Source organism: Pseudodesulfovibrio profundus, assembly GCF_900217235.1.
Classification (GTDB): domain Bacteria; phylum Desulfobacterota; class Desulfovibrionia; order Desulfovibrionales; family Desulfovibrionaceae; genus Pseudodesulfovibrio; species Pseudodesulfovibrio profundus.
Genome location: NZ_LT907975.1, coordinates 728,813 through 746,022 on the forward strand (window position 1 = coordinate 728,813; position 17,210 = coordinate 746,022).

At 53.2% G+C, this 17,210-nt stretch carries 17 protein-coding genes; 2 read left to right on the forward strand and 15 right to left on the reverse strand.

From position 1 onward, the window contains the following. Positions 1-51: 51 nt before the first annotated feature. From gatB to DPRO_RS03615, 4 genes are read right to left on the reverse strand one after another with little or no spacing between them, the layout of a single operon-like run. Complete coding sequence (gatB, locus tag DPRO_RS03600; RefSeq protein WP_097010828.1) at positions 52-1,485, reverse strand: Asp-tRNA(Asn)/Glu-tRNA(Gln) amidotransferase subunit GatB; 1,434 nt, start codon at positions 1,483-1,485, stop codon at positions 52-54. 17 nt (positions 1,486-1,502) lie between these two features. After that, positions 1,503-2,153: a DUF4254 domain-containing protein gene (locus DPRO_RS03605; protein WP_097010829.1), complete on the reverse strand. Its 651-nt coding sequence runs from the start codon at positions 2,151-2,153 to the stop codon at positions 1,503-1,505. Next, complete coding sequence (locus DPRO_RS03610; protein WP_097010830.1) at positions 2,146-3,540, reverse strand: MltA domain-containing protein; 1,395 nt, start codon at positions 3,538-3,540, stop codon at positions 2,146-2,148. Before DPRO_RS03610 ends, DPRO_RS03605 begins: the two co-directional genes overlap by 8 nt. A gap of 22 nt (positions 3,541-3,562) precedes the next feature. Further along, positions 3,563-5,326: an ARMT1-like domain-containing protein gene (locus DPRO_RS03615; RefSeq protein ID WP_097010831.1), complete on the reverse strand. Its 1,764-nt coding sequence runs from the start codon at positions 5,324-5,326 to the stop codon at positions 3,563-3,565. A gap of 262 nt (positions 5,327-5,588) precedes the next feature. Here DPRO_RS03615 and DPRO_RS03620 point away from each other — a divergent pair, with 262 nt between their 5' ends. Together DPRO_RS03620 and flgM are read left to right on the forward strand one after the other, a co-directional pair. After that, positions 5,589-5,999: a DVU0524 family FlgM-associated protein gene (locus DPRO_RS03620; protein WP_173806732.1), complete on the forward strand. Its 411-nt coding sequence runs from the start codon at positions 5,589-5,591 to the stop codon at positions 5,997-5,999. 27 nt (positions 6,000-6,026) lie between these two features. Beyond that, entirely contained in the window at positions 6,027-6,341 is a 315-nt protein-coding gene (gene flgM / locus DPRO_RS03625) for a flagellar biosynthesis anti-sigma factor FlgM (protein WP_097010832.1), read from the forward strand. A gap of 275 nt (positions 6,342-6,616) precedes the next feature. On the opposite strand, the gene DPRO_RS03630 is transcribed toward flgM, so the two are convergent. The 11 genes from DPRO_RS03630 to flgG form a co-directional block, all read right to left on the reverse strand. After that, a complete protein-coding gene (locus DPRO_RS03630; protein ID WP_097010833.1) occupies positions 6,617-7,420 on the reverse strand; it encodes a class I SAM-dependent methyltransferase in 804 nt (267 codons plus the stop codon). 165 nt (positions 7,421-7,585) lie between these two features. Further along, positions 7,586-8,005, reverse strand: a complete 420-nt coding sequence (gene fliW, locus DPRO_RS03635; protein WP_232005695.1) for a flagellar assembly protein FliW — start codon at positions 8,003-8,005, stop codon at positions 7,586-7,588. Continuing rightward, complete coding sequence (gene csrA, locus DPRO_RS03640) at positions 8,005-8,247, reverse strand: carbon storage regulator CsrA (RefSeq protein ID WP_097010835.1); 243 nt, start codon at positions 8,245-8,247, stop codon at positions 8,005-8,007. Before csrA ends, fliW begins: the two co-directional genes overlap by 1 nt. A 99-nt stretch (positions 8,248-8,346) precedes the next feature. Beyond that, on the reverse strand, positions 8,347-10,008 hold the full coding sequence (gene flgL / locus DPRO_RS03645; RefSeq protein WP_097010836.1) for a flagellar hook-associated protein FlgL: 1,662 nt from the start codon (positions 10,006-10,008) through the stop codon (positions 8,347-8,349). A gap of 13 nt (positions 10,009-10,021) precedes the next feature. Further along, on the reverse strand, positions 10,022-12,157 hold the full coding sequence (flgK, locus tag DPRO_RS03650) for a flagellar hook-associated protein FlgK (RefSeq protein WP_097010837.1): 2,136 nt from the start codon (positions 12,155-12,157) through the stop codon (positions 10,022-10,024). After that, the gene (flgN, locus tag DPRO_RS03655) at positions 12,158-12,637 is read right to left on the reverse strand and encodes a flagellar export chaperone FlgN (protein ID WP_097010838.1); all 480 of its coding nucleotides are present in this window, start codon (positions 12,635-12,637) and stop codon (positions 12,158-12,160) included. It lies immediately after the preceding gene. A gap of 74 nt (positions 12,638-12,711) precedes the next feature. After that, complete coding sequence (locus DPRO_RS03660) at positions 12,712-13,440, reverse strand: rod-binding protein (protein WP_097010839.1); 729 nt, start codon at positions 13,438-13,440, stop codon at positions 12,712-12,714. 1 nt (position 13,441) lies between these two features. After that, positions 13,442-14,524 carry a flagellar basal body P-ring protein FlgI gene (locus DPRO_RS03665; RefSeq protein WP_232005777.1) on the reverse strand — a complete coding sequence of 361 codons (1,083 nt, stop codon included), beginning with the start codon at positions 14,522-14,524 and terminating at the stop codon, positions 13,442-13,444. Between the two features lie 122 nt (positions 14,525-14,646). Next, entirely contained in the window at positions 14,647-15,357 is a 711-nt protein-coding gene (locus tag DPRO_RS03670) for a flagellar basal body L-ring protein FlgH (protein ID WP_097010840.1), read from the reverse strand. Between the two features lie 15 nt (positions 15,358-15,372). Then, on the reverse strand, positions 15,373-16,377 hold the full coding sequence (gene flgA, locus DPRO_RS03675) for a flagellar basal body P-ring formation chaperone FlgA (RefSeq protein ID WP_097010841.1): 1,005 nt from the start codon (positions 16,375-16,377) through the stop codon (positions 15,373-15,375). Between the two features lie 34 nt (positions 16,378-16,411). Then, entirely contained in the window at positions 16,412-17,194 is a 783-nt protein-coding gene (flgG, locus tag DPRO_RS03680) for a flagellar basal-body rod protein FlgG (RefSeq protein ID WP_097010842.1), read from the reverse strand. Between the last annotated feature and the right edge of the window lie 16 nt (positions 17,195-17,210).

Here is a 17,210-nt window from a genome sequence, read left to right on the forward strand (position 1 = left end):
ATGGTACGCCCTGTCGCAAAAGCCGCGACAAGGCGCATCAAACACCGTCTATCAGGAGAGCTTTTCCTGTATCAGTTTGGTCACGATACCAGGGTTGGCCTGCCCTTTGGAAAGACGCATGACCTGTCCCATGAAGAATCCCATGAGCTTGGTCTTGCCGCCCTTGTAGGCTTCGACTTCAGAAGGATTATCGGCCAGCACCTGATCAACCATGGCTTCCAGCTCACTGGTATCCGACATCTGGACCAGTCCTTTGGCCTTGACGTAATCAGCGGGAGAATCACCGGACTCACACAAGTCACGGAAGATATCCTTGCCGATTTTCACGGAGATGGTGCCGTCATCAACCAGCTTGAGTAGCTCGGCCAGTTTTTCAGGCGAAAGCTTAACATCACAAGCCTGGACTTCGGTATCGTTGCAGAACGGGAGCAGTTCACCAACCACCCAGTTGGTCACTTTTTTGATTTCGCCGGAATACGCTTCCACGGCAGCCTCGAAATAGTCTGCAACCACCAACTCACTTGTGAGCAGAGCGGCGTCGTAATCAGCCATTTCGTACTCATCCATGAAACGCTCACGCTTGTCGCTGGGCAGCTCGGGCAGCTCAGACTGCCACTGGGCAATCCATTCTTCCTGCAGGACGAGCGGCACAAGGTCCGGGTCCGGGAAGTAGCGATAATCGTGGGCCTCTTCCTTGCCGCGCATGGAGTGCGTGGTTCCCTTGTCTACATTGTAGAGGCGGGTTTCCTGCACAACCTCTTCACCATCTTCGATCAGGTCGATCTGACGTTCGACTTCATAATTGATCGCCTTGTGAATGTGACGGAAGGAGTTGAGGTTTTTCAGCTCGGCACGCGTGCCAAACTCTTCCTGCCCGTAGGGACGGATGGAAACGTTGGCATCACAGCGGAAGCTGCCCTCTTCCATGTTGCCGTCGCAGATGCCGAGATAGAGCAGAATGGAACGCAATTCCTTGAGGTAGGCAACGGCCTCCTCAGCGGAACGCATATCCGGTTCGGAAACAATCTCGATGAGCGGAACGCCGGTACGGTTCAGGTCGACAAAGCTGGCGTTATCGGCAGAGGAGTGAATGTTCTTGCCTGCGTCTTCTTCCATATGGATTCGGGTCAGGCCGATCCGCTTCTTCTCGCCGTCCACTTCAATATCAACATGCCCGAATTCACAGATGGGCAGCTCGAACTGCGAAATCTGGTACCCTTTGGGAAGATCGGGATAGAAGTAGTTCTTGCGAGCGAAAACAGACTTCTGATTCACGGTGCAATTGGTGGCCAGCCCCATTTTGGATGCATATTCAGCCACTTTTTCGTTGAGCACCGGCAAGACACCGGGCATGCCGGAACAAACCGGGCACACGTTTTCGTTGGGATCGTTGCCGAACTTGGTGGAACAGGCGCAGAAAATCTTGGTGTTCGTCTTGAGCTGGGCATGTACTTCCAGCCCGATGACGGTTTCATAGCGGGACATGAGGGCTCTCTCCTTCCCTAGTTCTTGTTCTTGTAAAGTTCCGGATTCAAGCTCGGGTCGTTGTACATTTTGAACTGGAAATACACCTTCGGCTTCTTGGTTCCAGCTTCGTACTCTTCGATGAGTTCTACAATGGCGCGAGTCAGGTCTTCATGCTGCTGCTGCAATGTCAGCACCTTGTCGGAGCACTGCTTGACGTGTCCTTCGTCCACATCCTTGCGGCTGCACTGTTCCTTCATGTGGTAGATTTTCAGCGCCTGAATGGAAAGACGGTCAAGGGCTGCACCGACGGTCTCGGTGTTGTAGCGCTCGGCGCCATCGGCCGGAAGCAGCGGGGTCAGCATACCGATCAGACACTCGTCCACACGCTCGATAAGGTCGTTGCGTTTCTGATTGAGCTTGTCGATGGCGTACTTGCAATCAGCAATGACAGTGGCATCGACATCCTTGCGACGAGCACGGTCTTCCACGTGCCACAGCTTGAAATTCACCCAGTGCTGGCGGCCCACGAGTTCGCGAAATCCTGCCACCCCTGCGAGATCGGGAGAAGGCTCTCCCTCATCATCGTACACAGGATCGCCCAGGTGCCAATCGGTGACGGAGCGCAACTGGTGCGCTACGGCGTCCTGAATCATTTCTTTCAGTTCATCATATGTAATATCAGCCATTTATCAATGCTTCCTTACTTATCAACAAATAGACGGTGGCCTTTGTCATTATATTATTGGCAACGGGCTCCACCTCATTCCCTTCACCAATGTAATAGTCCAGCCGCGGCCCTTTGATGGCCGTGCCGGTATCCTGCGCCAAGCCAATGCCGGTCACCCGCCGTTTGCCAACAGGGCGACCGTTCTTCGCATGGGGGATATCCGCCTCGAAAGCGAGCACGCTTCCAAGCGGCAGAAGCTTTCGGTCTGTAGCCAGCGAAACCATCGGCGTCAACGGCTTTCCTATGGTACCTTCGGGCGGCGAATCTTCAAGCCGGAAAAACACGTAGCTGCGATTTTCCGCCATCAGCTTGAACATGTCCTTGGGATGCTTGGAAAAATATTTTTTCACATGATTCTTCGACAACCGCCCCTTGGGAAGCAATCCCTTGGCGTGAAGAATGCGCCCCAGGCTTCGGAATCCGTGGCCGTTCTTTGCACCGTAGAGCACGTTACGCGCCGTGCCATCGGGCAGACGCAAACGACCACATCCCTCAACCTGCATGTAAAACACATCGAGTGGGTCTTTGGCCCAGGCTATTTCGAGCTTCCGCCCTGCGAGAACCTTGCGAACATCGACATCCCCGCGATCATAGTACGGCAGTACCCGCCCGCGGTCCAGTCGGTAAAACTGCTCATGCCCACGCACCATGCCGAACCGAAGATCGGAAGGTACGCCGTAGATCGGGAAATCATAGCCCGGTCGCCGTGTAAGACTCGCCTCGATCTCCGGGGTGTAATACCCGGTCATCAGCGGCTTCTGACTCATGCCATACCAAACGAAACGATTGGCAAGAAGTTCCGGCTGTTCATCCAGGTACGGCAGCAGGTCGAGAAATTCCTCAAGGGACCTGACCACCTGCGCCCACTTGAGGGACATGCCAGGCTGAAGCAATGCCGGTTGATCCTGCGGCATATTCAGGGCGTACTCCAGGCTGCGCTGCACCGGGCCGGCCAATGCGGTCCATGAAGTCAGTCCCTGACTTTTCAGATCAATCCGCGAGGAACTTTGCAGACCTTCCTCGCTATTGAGTGGGAAAAACAACTCGCAAAACGGCAGGGTCTCCGGCTTCGGTTCCACCCGCAACGTCAGTCGCAACTGGCGCGATGAACGAAGCAGACCGAGTGCCTCCTGAGTGGAAGTCGGTCGTTTGACGACATCACACGCGTTTGGTGATGCCTCCACTTTCTCGTCGGGCACCTTTTCGGTCTCGACAGCGACCTTCGTCGCATCATCGTTCACATCGCCGACGCGTTTGACACAGGCCGCCAGCACACAGAGCGCGAGAAGCAGGAAAAGGCAGCGCCATCCTGTTTGGATACGCCTTTCGATCGACTCAGTTTTCATCTTCCACTCAAATCACATTCCATTATCCACACGAATCAATTGCGACATCGCAGAACTTACCCACGCCATACTCCCGACGCCGGAAGAATTTTTCCGGGTTGGGGCCGATGATCTGCAATTCGGGATATGCCCTCTGGACGTCAAGGGCGATATGCATCTCCTTGGTACAACCAGTGGAATATGTGGCATCCTTTCCTGTCCAGACAGGCGGCACTTTCCGTCCCAGCAGCTCGAAGCTCTTTTCAATATCGAAATACGTCTGAAAACGCCAGACGTTGATATAGCCGCTGCGCTGGACCTTCTCCCACATGTACATCAGGTCGTCGGCGTCCATTCCTTCCTCGAAATGCTCACCGGGGTTGATGATGTAGGCATCGTCAAGTGTGTTTCTGAGATGATTGACATAAGCGGAGATCACTTCAATGGCGACTTTGGTCTGCCCCGGTACCGAACCGATGATCCCCGAATAGAACATGACAGTGTTGCCCTGCGCCTTGGCCTGTCGCATTTCCGCGATAATGGCATCAGCCTTGGAAGTAATGTAGCTCTCGCTGAACTTGTGTACTTTTTCAGGCTTGTGTTTGTAATGGAGCTTGAACTCGCCTTCCTTGCTTCGGTAAAAGCTGACCACATCGCGAGTGAAATTGTGGCTTGAACCGATCATTCGTTTATTCATGGAACGCCCTTTCGCCAGAACAATGTCGCACTCCTTCCATGCACGGGCGAATGTCACCGAACAGCGATAGGGGTTGAACGTTTCCCGGGTTCCATCGGAGATGACCACGAAATTGTGCTGGGCCATGATTGCCAGCAACTGATTTTTCGAGAGTCGATCTTCGCTGACGAAATGTGCGCCCTTGAGTCGCTGCGACAGGACCGGATCAGCATCACGGTCCCAGAAAGTGGGATACTCGAAAAAGAATCCTTCCTTGAGCGCCAGAACCACCCTGTGTCCAAGGCGCAACAAGGCCTTGATCACTTGAAGGTCAAACATCAGCCCACCGGCTCTGTTGGGTATGTACAGAATGCGTTTCGGGTCATCGCCCCCTTTACCGAGAGCATCGCAGACCGGAGTAAACAACTCTGAACTCTGGCGAATTTCATCATCGATCTTGGCCCTGCGCAGTGCCTCCTCATCAAAGGACTCCGGCGACCAGTTGTCGGTCAGGGTGGACATGCGCATCAGTCGCTCCACCTCAAGCATGTCGAGCTTGTGGCGCAGATCATCAATGCGTTCGCACTTTTCGTCATCCACCAGACAGTCATGCACCATCTTGTCGTACACGTCGGAATCGACAATGCGTGCGGCACGGCGATTGAGCGCCCGTCGAATGGAGCGATACGGATCATCGATTCCCGACTGGGTCATGAAAATAGTGATGAGTCGCTTCATCAACCGTGACGGGATAACGATGGGCGAGGCCAGGACCATTCGGAACTTGTGTCGAGCCAATTGAATGAAGCGGCTGGCCTGCTCCCGTTCGGAACAGAAGTTTCGCGTCAGCTTGATGAACGTTTTCCACTGCTTGAGATAATCCTTGAGCAGTTCATCGGGCAGCCCTTCCTGCAACAGCATCATGAACATCTCATCAGAGCACGGAGCATAGAACTCGCCATCTTCGAGGGCCATCATGAAACGCAGTTGTTCCATTGAGCCGTTTTTGTCCGGATCAATGGTGTATTCCAGATGGTTTTCCGTCATGAAATGAAGCAGCAACGCGTCCAGGGAGACATGTTTGCCGTAAGAAATATCCAGCACCGACTCGAAATTCCGGTCAAAACCCATTCGATTTCTCCATCAAATAAAGATAGAATGATTGTGTAAACTGTGCCGCCGGATTAGAAACCATTTAGCGGGTGAACAGTTATTCTCTCCTGTGGACCAATGCTTCATTTTAGTAGATAAATTTACAAAAACATTCAACCTTTTTCAAAAAATGTCGGATTCCGCTTTTGAGAAAAGTTCACATTCTTTGATTTTTTGCGTAAACACCCCTAAAGTTTTTTCATCCTGCGTCGATTCTAACAATCAAGGAAGGACTATTAATGTGAAGACTCAATCGGCTACAGTTCGCAACATGCTGCGCACCTATGGAAAGCAGCTTACAAGCGCCAAGCGTCTTGCACGCTTTCGTCAGGCCATGGGAGGCACGCCCCCTATGGATGATGTGGCCCGACAGGCCAGGCGTCGCGAAATGGTCGAGCGTATAGCGCACGAGGTCATTGAAAATCTGATAGTCAACACCGAGCACACTCCCGTTGTTGCCGCCATCATGAGACAGATGGAAGAGGAATTCGGCACACGGTTTATTTATGAGTATCCGGTGGACGGAACCGACGTTCAGATATTAAGGGATACGGAAAACGGACCGCACGAACTTACCGGGGCCGATAGGAACAAGGTAATGAGGCGGTTGTGGGAGATAACACTGTCAAAGGTTGACCAAACAATGCTTTGATAGTCCCGAACTCTCGGGAGGGAAAATATGGTTATCAAGAGTATCGTAGGGGACCAACACCCATACGCAAACAAGAAGATCGACAACAAGAGTCAGGCCGAGCAGGCGCAGAAGTCACAAGGACAAGCCAAGACGACTGCTGACAACGCTGATCGCGTGGTCCTTTCGTCCGAAGCCCGTCTGCGTGGTGCATCCCTGCAGACAGCCAATGATGCGCCCGATGTCCGGCGCGAAAAGGTTGACCGCCTGAAGCAGCAGGTCAAGGACGGCACATACAAGCCCGACGTGAAGAAGGCCGCAGCAAACCTGATTCGCGACGACCTGGATCTTTTCGTCAAGTAAGGGACTATTGCCCCGAGGACATGACCACATTCAACAAGAGGTAGTGGCAGCCCGACTCCCTCGCTCCATCAACCTGACACCACACTCAGATGGTTGACAACACTACTCCTATGGTCGAATCCTCACAGAACCATCACGACCTAACCAATTCGTATTTCAACAAAATTCAAAAGGCCTTCATCATTGAAGGCCTTTTTTGTGCTTGAAGAGTTGAGGACAGCAACTGAGCGTATAGATGGTTCCTTTTATCAACAACAGGAGTACGGCATCAGAGCTTAGCTACCTGACACCGCTGCTCGAATGAAAATCACATCAGATGAGATGAACTCACCATTTTGCACCAGATTCTGGTTGGTCTCTGTCATTTCAAACCCGAAATCGGACAGAAGCGTCGAAATAGCCTCGACCGTGAAGTAATGGGTCCAGATAACTGTGCTGAAAGGCTCTCCTGAATCCGGGATGACAACGTATTTATCTCCCCAGACACTCTGTTCCTTGAAATGTTCGCACTCTGTCAGAACGTAGCATGGCGATTCACACCAGAAGTTTTTCGCTTCCTCGCGAAGCCAGTTGCGCCCTTCCGTCTTGCCTGCGCACACTTGTTCGCCAAAGACATCAAAGACAAAGGTACCACCTTCACCAAGATTATTTTTGACGTTTTCCAGAAACGCTGCCCTGTCGTTTGGTTTCAATGCACCAAAGTCACAATAAATGCAGGCGGCAATATCAAATTTTCCGAAACTCAACTGATCGAGGTATGAGCCGACGGCATACCGAGCTGACAACGTCTTCTCAGAAGCCTTTTTCTCAGCATACTTTACTGACTCTTCATTGATATCAACTCCAAGCACATCCCAGCCACGCGCTGAGATTTCGTTGGAATAGAGTCCTGGCCCGCATCCCCAATCGATAAATGCCCCGGGGGCACTATCTTTCAACATCCAATCAATGGTCGCACTGATAGTCTCAGGTTTGCGACTGGCTGCATCTGAATTCGCATTCAAATGCGCCAGCAACAGCTGTTTACGGATGTACGGGTCTGACCAAATATTGATGCTCCCCTGTTCATACAGTTCCATAACTCACTCGCTTGCCTTATTGAGAACAACAATTCTCGCATGGTAAAAATACATGGCATCTCAAGGCAGCAGGGAAAACCTGCTGAACCTTCATCAACCATATTTATCGGATACATTGTAAGCTGTTGTTAACAGGCGATATCAACAGCTACCACCGCATTCATACTATTTTTGAATGGGATTGTAGTGGGTGGGATATCCCGCGTCAGTCTGCGGCACCTGAAGACCTATCCTCGCCTGGGTATTGATAACAATGGGTCCCTGGAGGTTAAGAGTGGTGTTTTCGGGTTTGTTTTGTGGGATGGACACTGTCACGAGAATGGCCAACTGCTTGACGTTTTCGATCTTCAGCGTCTTTCTTTCCAGCTTCTCCAGCCGGACATCATACTCATCCATGAACGCATAGGGGTCTGCCACAAGCAGGCCCAATCCCGGATCAGTCACGCACTGCAACAGCAGGAACGGGGACCGTTCATCCTTAACACTCAGGAGCGCGAATTCCCGTTTGTTCTCCATGCCAATGAGGCCACGGGGGAAATATACGATACCTTCCGGGCTGATCTCGCGCTCGCCCAGCTTCGTCATTATTTTTTGTTTTCTATCTCTGACCATAATGCAGCCGCCGCGAGCAGGTCCTGCTGGCTGGATTCCAGCGCCTGCTTGTTCTGTTCCTTGATCTTCAAATACACCTCTTCCCTGTAGACAGTCATGTCTTCAGGGACGTCCAGGCCGATTTTTATCTGCTTCCCCTGAACACTCAGGATCTTCAGCTTGATGTTATCGCCCAGATATAGGCTTTCTCCCGGTCTCCGGGTCAGTATCAACATTGTTCCACCATTGGGTTTAGCTGTCCGCTTCCCTGCGAACCCCTTCGTATGCGAACTACATCACGTTTCACCGCACGTCCAGTAGGTTACGAATCCTTATTAGATAAACTTGCCAAGATTCAACTGCATGATCATCGACGTGGACCGTAAAACGGACTCGTACACGATCTGCTGCTGCGCCAACTCAGTCATCAATTCACTGACGTCCGCATCTTCAATGGAACTGACCAGTGTCTGTTCATTGAGCTTCAGGCCGTCGATGATGGTTTCCCCCACGGCGATGCGATTTTCGCGACCACCAACGTCGGCTATGGAATTCATGATGTGCTTCTGGGCCTCGGACAAATTCGCCAATGCCTGCTGCACACCAGTTTGATTGTTGGTTTCAGTGAAGGCCACAAGGTTACCAACGACCTCGAAAAGGTTCTTGGAGTACTCATCGTCACCTTGAATGGAGATGGCCATATTCGGCGCCCCATTGGAATGGAACACCCGTCCCGCATTCTCACTGCCCAGAGTCACGATATTGCCACCTTCGGCCAGGACATTGTCGGGGTCCATATAGATACCGCCAAACACATCCTTGCCGACATTGTTGACCGTGACCCGTTCACTGGACGAAATATCCAGATCGATATCAGCGGACCTCGGCCGAATAACGAACTGCTGTCCGGGCTCCAAGGTATTGGAGCCATTTGACATCAGGGTCAGGATACCGCCATTGGCCACGCTGAGTGTGGATTGGTTGGGCGAAGTATCGGCGTTGGCAACGTTACCGGTCACCCAGTTGATACCGCCGTCAAGACTGTAGGAGTATTGAATTTCCTCATCCATATTCACAGCAGAAGTATTGTCGATACGGACCGTGACATTGGTACTCAGGAATGCCCCCGAAGCTTCGGCATCAATATTTGAAACACCGGGTCCGAGCTTGTCCACCAATGGTGGCGGATCATCGTCATCGCCGAGATAACGCGCCGAAGGACGAATCCACAACCACGTTCCATCCGCATTATTCACATCGTCAGGATCGTTGTTCCTGACCATTGTATCATTGTGGAAGTCAACACTGGTACCACTGGATGGGAGATGAAGCGTTCCTTCTCCCCCACTGAAACTCATATAGCCATCATCCAGCCACGACTCACCGCCATCGATCGAATAACGTACTCCGGCGTTGGAGAGGTTCATCTGCTCCCCCACGCCCACGGTGCCGGTGTTGTCCACAAACTGCACCAACACGGTCTGACTGGCCGAACCGTTCACTGTAAAGTCCACGGAACTGCCGAAATCGTCATCGTTGGTGGTCAGCCACATGATCTCTTCAAATGCGGGCTGGTCGACCTTCTGCCCACCGAAGATAGACTTGCCTTCAAAGTCACTATTGGCCAGCCCGACAAGCTGCTCAAACAGACTGCGCAATTCGTAACTGATCTGTTCGCGGTTGTTTTCATCGACCGTACCGGTAGCGGCCTGTGTCCCAAGCTCCTTGGCTCGGGTAAGAATGGTCGAGACCTGCATCAGCGCTTCATCGGCAGTACCCAGCCATCCCTTGGCCGTGGAGATATTCTCCTTGTACTGTTCAAGGGAACGCAATGTGTCCCGGTGATCCAGAATACGTGTCATTCCGGTCGGATCGTCGCTCGGCTTGTTGATCCGCTTCTGCGTCTGCGCCTTGACGTTGAGGTCCATCAAGGAAGTCAGGGACGTATTCAGGTTATAAACATACCTGTCAAAAAGCATTTGTTGCGATACGCGCATTTCCCTTTCCTCCCTACGGCTTCAGCGACAGGATCGTCTGCAGCATCTGATCAGCGGTGGTGATGAGCTTGGCCGCCGCGGTGTAAGACGCCTGATACTTGATGAGATCACTCATTTCCTCATCGAGGTTGACGCCGGCAACCTGCTGCTGCCGCTCGTCAAGATCATTGGCCAGGGTCGTATAAAAGTTCTGATTGAATTCCGCCCGATTGGTGTCCGTTCCCACATTGCCCACCAGGCCGTTGTAATAATCAAGCAGCGTGGTTTCAGTGGTGCCTTCGGTCACCGAGGAAATCTGGATACTTGCTTCTCGCAAATCAAACATCGACAAGGCCGTGGTGTTGTCACCGGTGTTTATTTCACCGGCACCGTTGACATGTCCCGTGGCAAGATAATCGAGGTCACTCGTGATCTTCTCGTTGATCTGCATGTCCGATGGGGAAGAGCCTCGGAAGAAGGTGTTGATACCCAACCCGGCCATCAATCCGGCGCTGTCCGTTCCCATGGCAAAGGTGAACCCGTCTTCGGCATCTAGCTTGAGCTTGTTGTTGACGATGGTTGCGTTGACCATGCCGGGATAGGTGTTGTTGAAGGCATCAGCTACATCTTGAAGAGAATGGGTATTGGGATCAAAAGTGGCCCCACCACCGAAATCGAGTGCAGCCGAAGATGTCAGCAGCCCAGTGGACTCGTTGTACACATACACGAACGAGCTACCCGACTGGAGCCTATCGCCGAAAGCGAGCCCAGTGGAGTCGGAAGCCAGCGCCTTGGTGGTGTCTGAGACCTGATACGTGCCTTCGATCTGAGTAAATGTCTGCAAACCAGCGCCCTGGCTGTGTCTGCGGTTGGTTTCCCAAATAATGCCTTCAGCCAGATTGTCCAACTTCTCCCTGTACCTGCCGACATAGTTGTCGCGGAAGGCGAGCATGGCCGCAATGGACCCGCCGGTGAGTCGCGTCGAATTCTCTTCACCATTGAAATGCAGCTGTGGCGTAATCTCTTCCCGATGCGATGTGTTTTCCACCCAGTACAGCCCCTGATGCGGGCTGATGACAAACCTGTCTCCTTCCTGGAATGTTCCATTCGGAGTGGCCTTTTGATCATCCAAGTCGCCAAACCAGATCTGCAACCCTTCCACATTCACTCGCGAATCGTAATCGCGGGCGCTGAACAGCTTTTGATCGCCTCGATCATCGGTAAGCCAAGTCACACCGCCATCAAGCGAAACGCGGAACTGCGCAGCATCGGCGCCTGATGTGACCTGTCCAGCCACACTGCTGCCGCTCGATGAGCCGACAAACTCGATGGTGTACTCAAAGTCGTCACTGCCATCAAAATATACGTTGCCTTCAAAGGTAGAACCGGTCCGCAGGTCAACGGTCTTGCTCGGAGAATCAAAGGAAAGTTGAAAATGCGAAGCACCGTCCACAAGGTTCTGTCCGGACTTGGTCAGAATGGTGAAGTTGCCACCGCCGTTATCAATGGTCTTGATGTCAACCAGCTTGCCGAGTTCACGCACCTTGCGCGCACGCTCGTCCAGCAGCGTATTGGCATTGTTCTGGCCTTCGATGTGGTGAACCTGAATTTCCTTGTTCAGATCGGAAATTTCAGCCATCAGCTTGTTGGCCTCATCCACCTGGGCGGAGACAGTGGAGTTGATCCGTTGTTGCATGAGCGACAGGTCGGCATCCACCTGCTTCAAAGTGGAAATGAGCGTGGCAGCATCGTTAACGACGGACTGGCGTGCGCCGTAGTTTTCCGGGCGCTGGCTGACTTCGTTCCAGGAATTGAAATATTGGGAAAGCGTATTGCTGACACCGGTTCCACTGGATTCGTTGAGAAGGTTTTCAACCGACTTCAACTGTTCCCAGAGGTTGCCCCACTTGTCCTTGAGCGACGCCTGTTCCAGATACAATGACTCGACCATTTCGTCGAAGCTGCGTGCGACCTCCTTGGCCTTGACGCCGGTACCCAACTGGCCGGGAGAATAGTCGACGTACGGACCTTCCTCCAACACAACGGAACGGCGAGCATAGCCCTCGGTGTTGACATTGGAAATGTTCTGACCGGTGACCTGCAGCTGAACCTGCGAGGCAAACAGGGCCCATCGGCCCATGTCGAGTATGGAGTTGGCGCCGAAGGACATTTAGAGCCTCCCGGTAAGGATACGCGCGCTGCTGGACACCTTGGCATACTGCCCCGTGGCAGCATAGGACGTGGTGTTCTTGGGCTTGACTTGATTGTGCATGAAATCGAGGAGTCCCTTGGACTGATCAAACAGAGCCATTGCCATCTGGTGGTTCTTGGCAGCCTGAACAGCACACTTCTGCTGTGTGTCGTCCAACAAGCCAAGCAACCCTTCAAAGGCTTCGCGACGAGATTCATCCATGTTTTCAAGCAGCTCGCCAACCCGGTCAGAACCTGGGGAAACCTGCTGAACCTTTCTACGCAAGGAGGCACGCTCGACAGCGATCTGTCGCATGAGTTCCTGAATGGAAAGTTCGATCTGTGAAACGCTCTGCGGATTGGACTGCATAAGGCGGGAAAATTCTTCCTCCAACAGGATGAAAAGAAGCATCAGCGCCTTATTTTGCCGGACTAAATTTTCCTCTATGAGCTGGATCATGGGGCCTCCGAATATTGTAACACTACATTTTTACTTGCAAATCAACTCCGGAACCTTTTGCCGGAATTGAGGATTCACCCAATCTTTGCAAAATCTCGGCCAACAGCATTCGATCCATTCTTGCCGTAGTTTTCACTCCGCTTGTTCGGCTGTGTTGCCAACAGTTCCGCCTTGAGTCGTTCCGCTTCAAGCTTGCGCGTCAACTCGTCCAGACGGGTCTTGACCTCTACATCCGTCAGCACGCCTGCATTTCTTCCTCGATCCTGAGAAATAGCTTCACCATTCGAGGAAATATTTCCGGCATCCTTGGCAGATGCAGCGCCCCCCCAATCTTCCAGAGTCATGGAATCCGAGGGATTCAAGGGAACGCCCTTGGTGGTCGGCTGATTCAAGGCGATAGGTTGCGGCTCAAGCGGCTTGATATCCACGCCACCCGACAGCGTCGTGCGGCTGGTATTCTTCAGCTTCTCACTCAACTGTGCGTAAATCATGTCCGCAAGCCCGATACCTCCGGCCTGTGACATCTTCTCCGCAAACTGCCGGTCAAACATGGACATGTACTGCTCTTCCTGCTTGGAATGGAGGTAGCCCTCCTTGGGAACAGTAGACTTCATGCCCTTCCACAACTTGGAGATGAACACGGCCTCGAAATCCTGGCACGCCTTCCGGAGTTGCTTTTCCTTGCCGTCACCATCGCCGGCCAACCGCTGCTTGAGTCCGTCCATTTCCTGCTTGAAACGAACGACATCCTTGGCATCGGCCTGCCTTGCAATCATTTGGGGATCGATTCCGGAACTGATCATGTTATATGACCTCCACGTCTGCGTGTAATGAACCTGCGGCCTTGAGCGCACGGATGATGGAAATCAGATCCCGAGGTGCGGCACCGATAGCATTTAAGCCATCAACCAGTTCCTGCAGAGTTGCACCTTCCACCAACATCAGCGGGTTATTCTGCTCGTTCACTTCCAGGTCGGTACGAGGCGTGACCACCGTGGTTCCGTCAGAGAACGGACCGGGCTGGCTCACATCTTCGGATTCCGCGATCACGATTTGCAGATTGCCATGTGCCACGGCCACCTTGCTCAAGCGCACATCCTGACCCAGAACAACGGTACCGGTCTTTTCATCGACCACGACCTTGGCCTTGCCGTCGGGTGCGATGGACAGGTTCTCAAGCGATGCCATGAGCGGGACCATATTGCCGCGGAACTGATCCGGAAGATCCAGTTCAACAGTGGAAATATCCTTGGCAGAAGCATAATTGCCGCCAAGAGCCGAGTTGATCTTGTTCACCACCTGCATGGTCGTGCCAAAGTCACGGACGGAAAGATTGACCGTCATGCGATCCTGATTATTGAAGCGGAAGGGAACGGATCGTTCGACCACCGCTCCATTGGGAATGCGCCCGACTGTGGGGATGTTCTTCTGTGCGGTAGCCGCTTCACCTACAGCGGAAAAACCGCCGATGGTCAATGCGCCCTGAGCCACGGCATACACCTTGCCATCAAGTCCCTTGAGCGGAGTGACCAGAAGGATTCCACCCAGCAGGCTCTCTGCATCACCGAGAGAAGAAACCGTAATATCCAGGCTCGATCCCGGCTTGGCCGAAACCGGCAGCTTGGCCGTGACCATGACCGCGGCCACGTTTTTTGGCTTGAGATCGTCAGGATTGGTTTCCACACCCATCTTTTCGAGCATGTTGGACATGGACCGCAAGGTGAACGTCGAGGAGGTGCCGTCACCGGTTCCCGCCAGACCGACCACCAGACCGTAACCAACCAGTTCGTTGGTTCGCACGCCGCTGAAGCTGGCGATGTCCTTCAACCGTGCTGCCTCAGCAGGGCTCGGCACGATGGCGGTGGTCCAGAAAACCGAGGCAGCCATCACCAGGATGACCAGCATCAGCGATCTCGCCGTCCGCTTTGCGTCAATATATTTTGATTGATTGTCAGTATGCATGTCGCTCACTCCGTTACCTTTATGCAGGATGTCGCTCATCACCGTCATTAGAACGGGTAAATGTTATCCAGTATGCGAGAAAGCCATCCCGGCTTCTGCTTGTCAGCCAATACGCCCTGACCGTAAATTTCGATCTGCGCCTCAGCCAGACTGGTGGAAGGAATGGAATTGTCAGAGGCAATGTCGCGCTGACGAATCAGACCGCGAACCACCAGAAATTGTGTTTCCGCGTTGACCCTGATTCGCCGTGCCCCTTCAACCTGCAACAGGTTGCCGGGCAAACGTCGGACGATCCGCGTTGCCACGGTGGCCTCGAAATTTGATTCCTGCTTGGTTTCGCCTGTTCCCGAAAACTCCGATGACTGTGACGCCCCGATGTTTGCACCAACCGATGCGCCAAGCTCCTTGGCCAGGGGGATATTGCTGATGATCCCTGTGTTGGGCATGGCCGTCACTTCATTGTTGATGCTGTTTTCCTTGTCAGCGGTGGTTTCCGATTTGATATTGGTAGTAGCGGATTCGGACACCTTGACCAGCACGATGTCACCAATGCGGCTTGCACGGTTGTCGTCGTAAAGAAACTCGGAACGGTTGGCATCATAGAGGGACCCCGGATTGGATGTCGGGTCCTGCTCCTCGTAAACCGGGGGTGTCAAAATCGGCATGGGCTGCTCCACATACCGGGAAGCACACCCGACCATCAGGACAGTGGAGCCGAGCAATGTTGCCGCCAACGTGGTAAAAATATGATGTCTCATCAGTTCATCCTCCGATTATCGAACCAGGACCATGTTGTCGCCAACAACGGTTCCACGCACAGTACGCTTGCTTTGCAAATTGCGTACTCCGACTTGCTGTCCCATTCCGGCTTCGCCAAGCGCTTCGGCCTTGATGGAAAGTTGTATACGATCATTCTTGTAGACCAGTGTGACCTTTTCCCCCCGCTCGATCAGCGGAACAGGCTCCAGGTGCGTTGCGGTAAACGGCTGGCCTCGGCCAAGAGTTCTTGTCATGCGCCACGGCCCGCCTGTGCCATCCCAAAGTTCCGGCTTGTAAGCGAGGTTAACCCGCATGAATGTTACCTTATCCTTGGTCACGCGCTCATTTCTATTCAACGGTTTGGCCGCCACGGGTACCGCCTTCCATACGTTCAGGAAGACTGTCCCTGCCTTGGATGAGAGAATCTTGCCTTCCGAAGAAACGGCCTTGAGCTGTATCTGATTGCGACCGGGCTTGATGGTGTCGGTCAGGTTGATGCTGAGCTTGTCGTACTCATTGTCGAAAAAGAAATGCATGGGGAGATTCAAGTCCTTGAAGACCACCTCTCCACCAAGATCTTTTGCCCGAGGCGTCAAAAAAGCGACAACCCTGTTTCGCAGTTCTTCCGCATCCACGACCTTGCCGCCGGTCTGCACCGTCAATTGGCTCGGCAGCACGAGGTTGTTCACCATGGTGCCCATGTAATGCTTCAGAACCTGATGCAGTTTGTCGCGACTCACGGTCACAGGCCGTCCCCGCTTGTCGGAAGCCTTCCAAAGCTTATGCTTGGAAAGGGTCGCCCAGGTGCGGGCATCCACGCCCGGCAACGGGTCGGCAATCTCGCCAAGCAAAACTCGGGGACCCTGTACGCAGGCTGCGCTCTTTACCATCAGACGCCAATTCTGGCCCGGCCCCGATGCAGCACCCAACATGGGGGCACTGCCCAGAACCATGATGCCAATCAGCGCCATCATGTACAGTCCGGTCTTCATCCGATTTGTCCCTTTTGCATTTTGCATGGTACCGCCCTTCCTACTAACGTATTACTCACCGTTAACGCTTGATGTTGATAGCCGTCTGCAACATGGCGTCAGAGGTCGTGATCGCCTTGGAGTTGATTTCGTAAGCTCGCTGTCCCACGATCAGACCGACCATTTCGTCAACCATTTCCACGTTTGATCCTTCGAGAAATCCTTGAGCGAGCGTGCCGTAGTTCTCATCACCGGGAGTACCGGCCACAGGAGCACCCGACGCTTCACTTTCACGATAGAAGTTACGCCCAATGGCTGTCAGACCGGCTGGGTTCTGGAATCGATAAATCTGAATTTCCGCTTCGGCCAATGCCGTACCGTCCTTGTCCAGAGCCGCGATATTGCCGGTTTCGGTCACGACAACGGAAACAGTCTCGGGCGGTACGGTGAACTCAGGCTGCAGGACATGACCACCAGCGGTAGTAACGCGTCCCTGATCATCGAGCTTGAATGCACCGGCGCGGGTGTAGACATCCTCACCATTCATATCGACAAGGAAAAACCCCTTGCCTTCGATGGCCATATCGAGGGGGTTGCCGGTGTTCTGGAAATCACCCTGCGAAAAGAACTTGTGCACCGACACAGGCCGAACACCCATACCGATCTGCATGCCCACGGGGAGCCTGCCACCGGACTGATTCTGGGTACCGGCGATTTGCAGCGTCTGGTACATGAGGTCTTCAAATTCGGCCCTGGATTTCTTGAACCCGGTCGTATTTACGTTGGCCAGGTTGTTCGACAGGGTATCGATGTGCGTCTGCATGGCAACCATGCCTGTCGCAGCAGTCCAAAGAGAGCGCATCATAACTGCTATCCTCCTG

Bases quoted from the DNA above. Each gene is read 5' to 3' on its own strand.
- flgG (WP_097010842.1), bottom strand. From the start codon at position 17,194: ATGATGCGCTCTCTTTGGACTGCTGCGACAGGCATGGTTGCCATGCAG.
- flgN (WP_097010838.1), bottom strand. From the start codon at position 12,637: ATGATCCAGCTCATAGAGGAAAATTTAGTCCGGCAAAATAAGGCGCTG.
- gatB (WP_097010828.1), bottom strand. From the start codon at position 1,485: ATGTCCCGCTATGAAACCGTCATCGGGCTGGAAGTACATGCCCAGCTC.
- DPRO_RS03630 (WP_097010833.1), bottom strand. From the start codon at position 7,420: ATGGAACTGTATGAACAGGGGAGCATCAATATTTGGTCAGACCCGTAC.
- DPRO_RS03660 (WP_097010839.1), bottom strand. From the start codon at position 13,440: ATGATCAGTTCCGGAATCGATCCCCAAATGATTGCAAGGCAGGCCGAT.
- fliW (WP_232005695.1), bottom strand. From the start codon at position 8,005: ATGACGAAGCTGGGCGAGCGCGAGATCAGCCCGGAAGGTATCGTATAT.
- flgL (WP_097010836.1), bottom strand. From the start codon at position 10,008: ATGCGCGTATCGCAACAAATGCTTTTTGACAGGTATGTTTATAACCTG.
- flgA (WP_097010841.1), bottom strand. From the start codon at position 16,377: ATGCAAAATGCAAAAGGGACAAATCGGATGAAGACCGGACTGTACATG.
- DPRO_RS03605 (WP_097010829.1), bottom strand. From the start codon at position 2,153: ATGGCTGATATTACATATGATGAACTGAAAGAAATGATTCAGGACGCC.
- DPRO_RS03615 (WP_097010831.1), bottom strand. From the start codon at position 5,326: ATGGGTTTTGACCGGAATTTCGAGTCGGTGCTGGATATTTCTTACGGC.
- DPRO_RS03665 (WP_232005777.1), bottom strand. From the start codon at position 14,524: ATGGCTGCCTCGGTTTTCTGGACCACCGCCATCGTGCCGAGCCCTGCT.
- DPRO_RS03610 (WP_097010830.1), bottom strand. From the start codon at position 3,540: ATGAAAACTGAGTCGATCGAAAGGCGTATCCAAACAGGATGGCGCTGC.
- flgK (WP_097010837.1), bottom strand. From the start codon at position 12,157: ATGTCCTTCGGCGCCAACTCCATACTCGACATGGGCCGATGGGCCCTG.
- flgM (WP_097010832.1), top strand. From the start codon at position 6,027: ATGGTTATCAAGAGTATCGTAGGGGACCAACACCCATACGCAAACAAG.
- csrA (WP_097010835.1), bottom strand. From the start codon at position 8,247: ATGTTGATACTGACCCGGAGACCGGGAGAAAGCCTATATCTGGGCGAT.
- DPRO_RS03670 (WP_097010840.1), bottom strand. From the start codon at position 15,357: ATGAGACATCATATTTTTACCACGTTGGCGGCAACATTGCTCGGCTCC.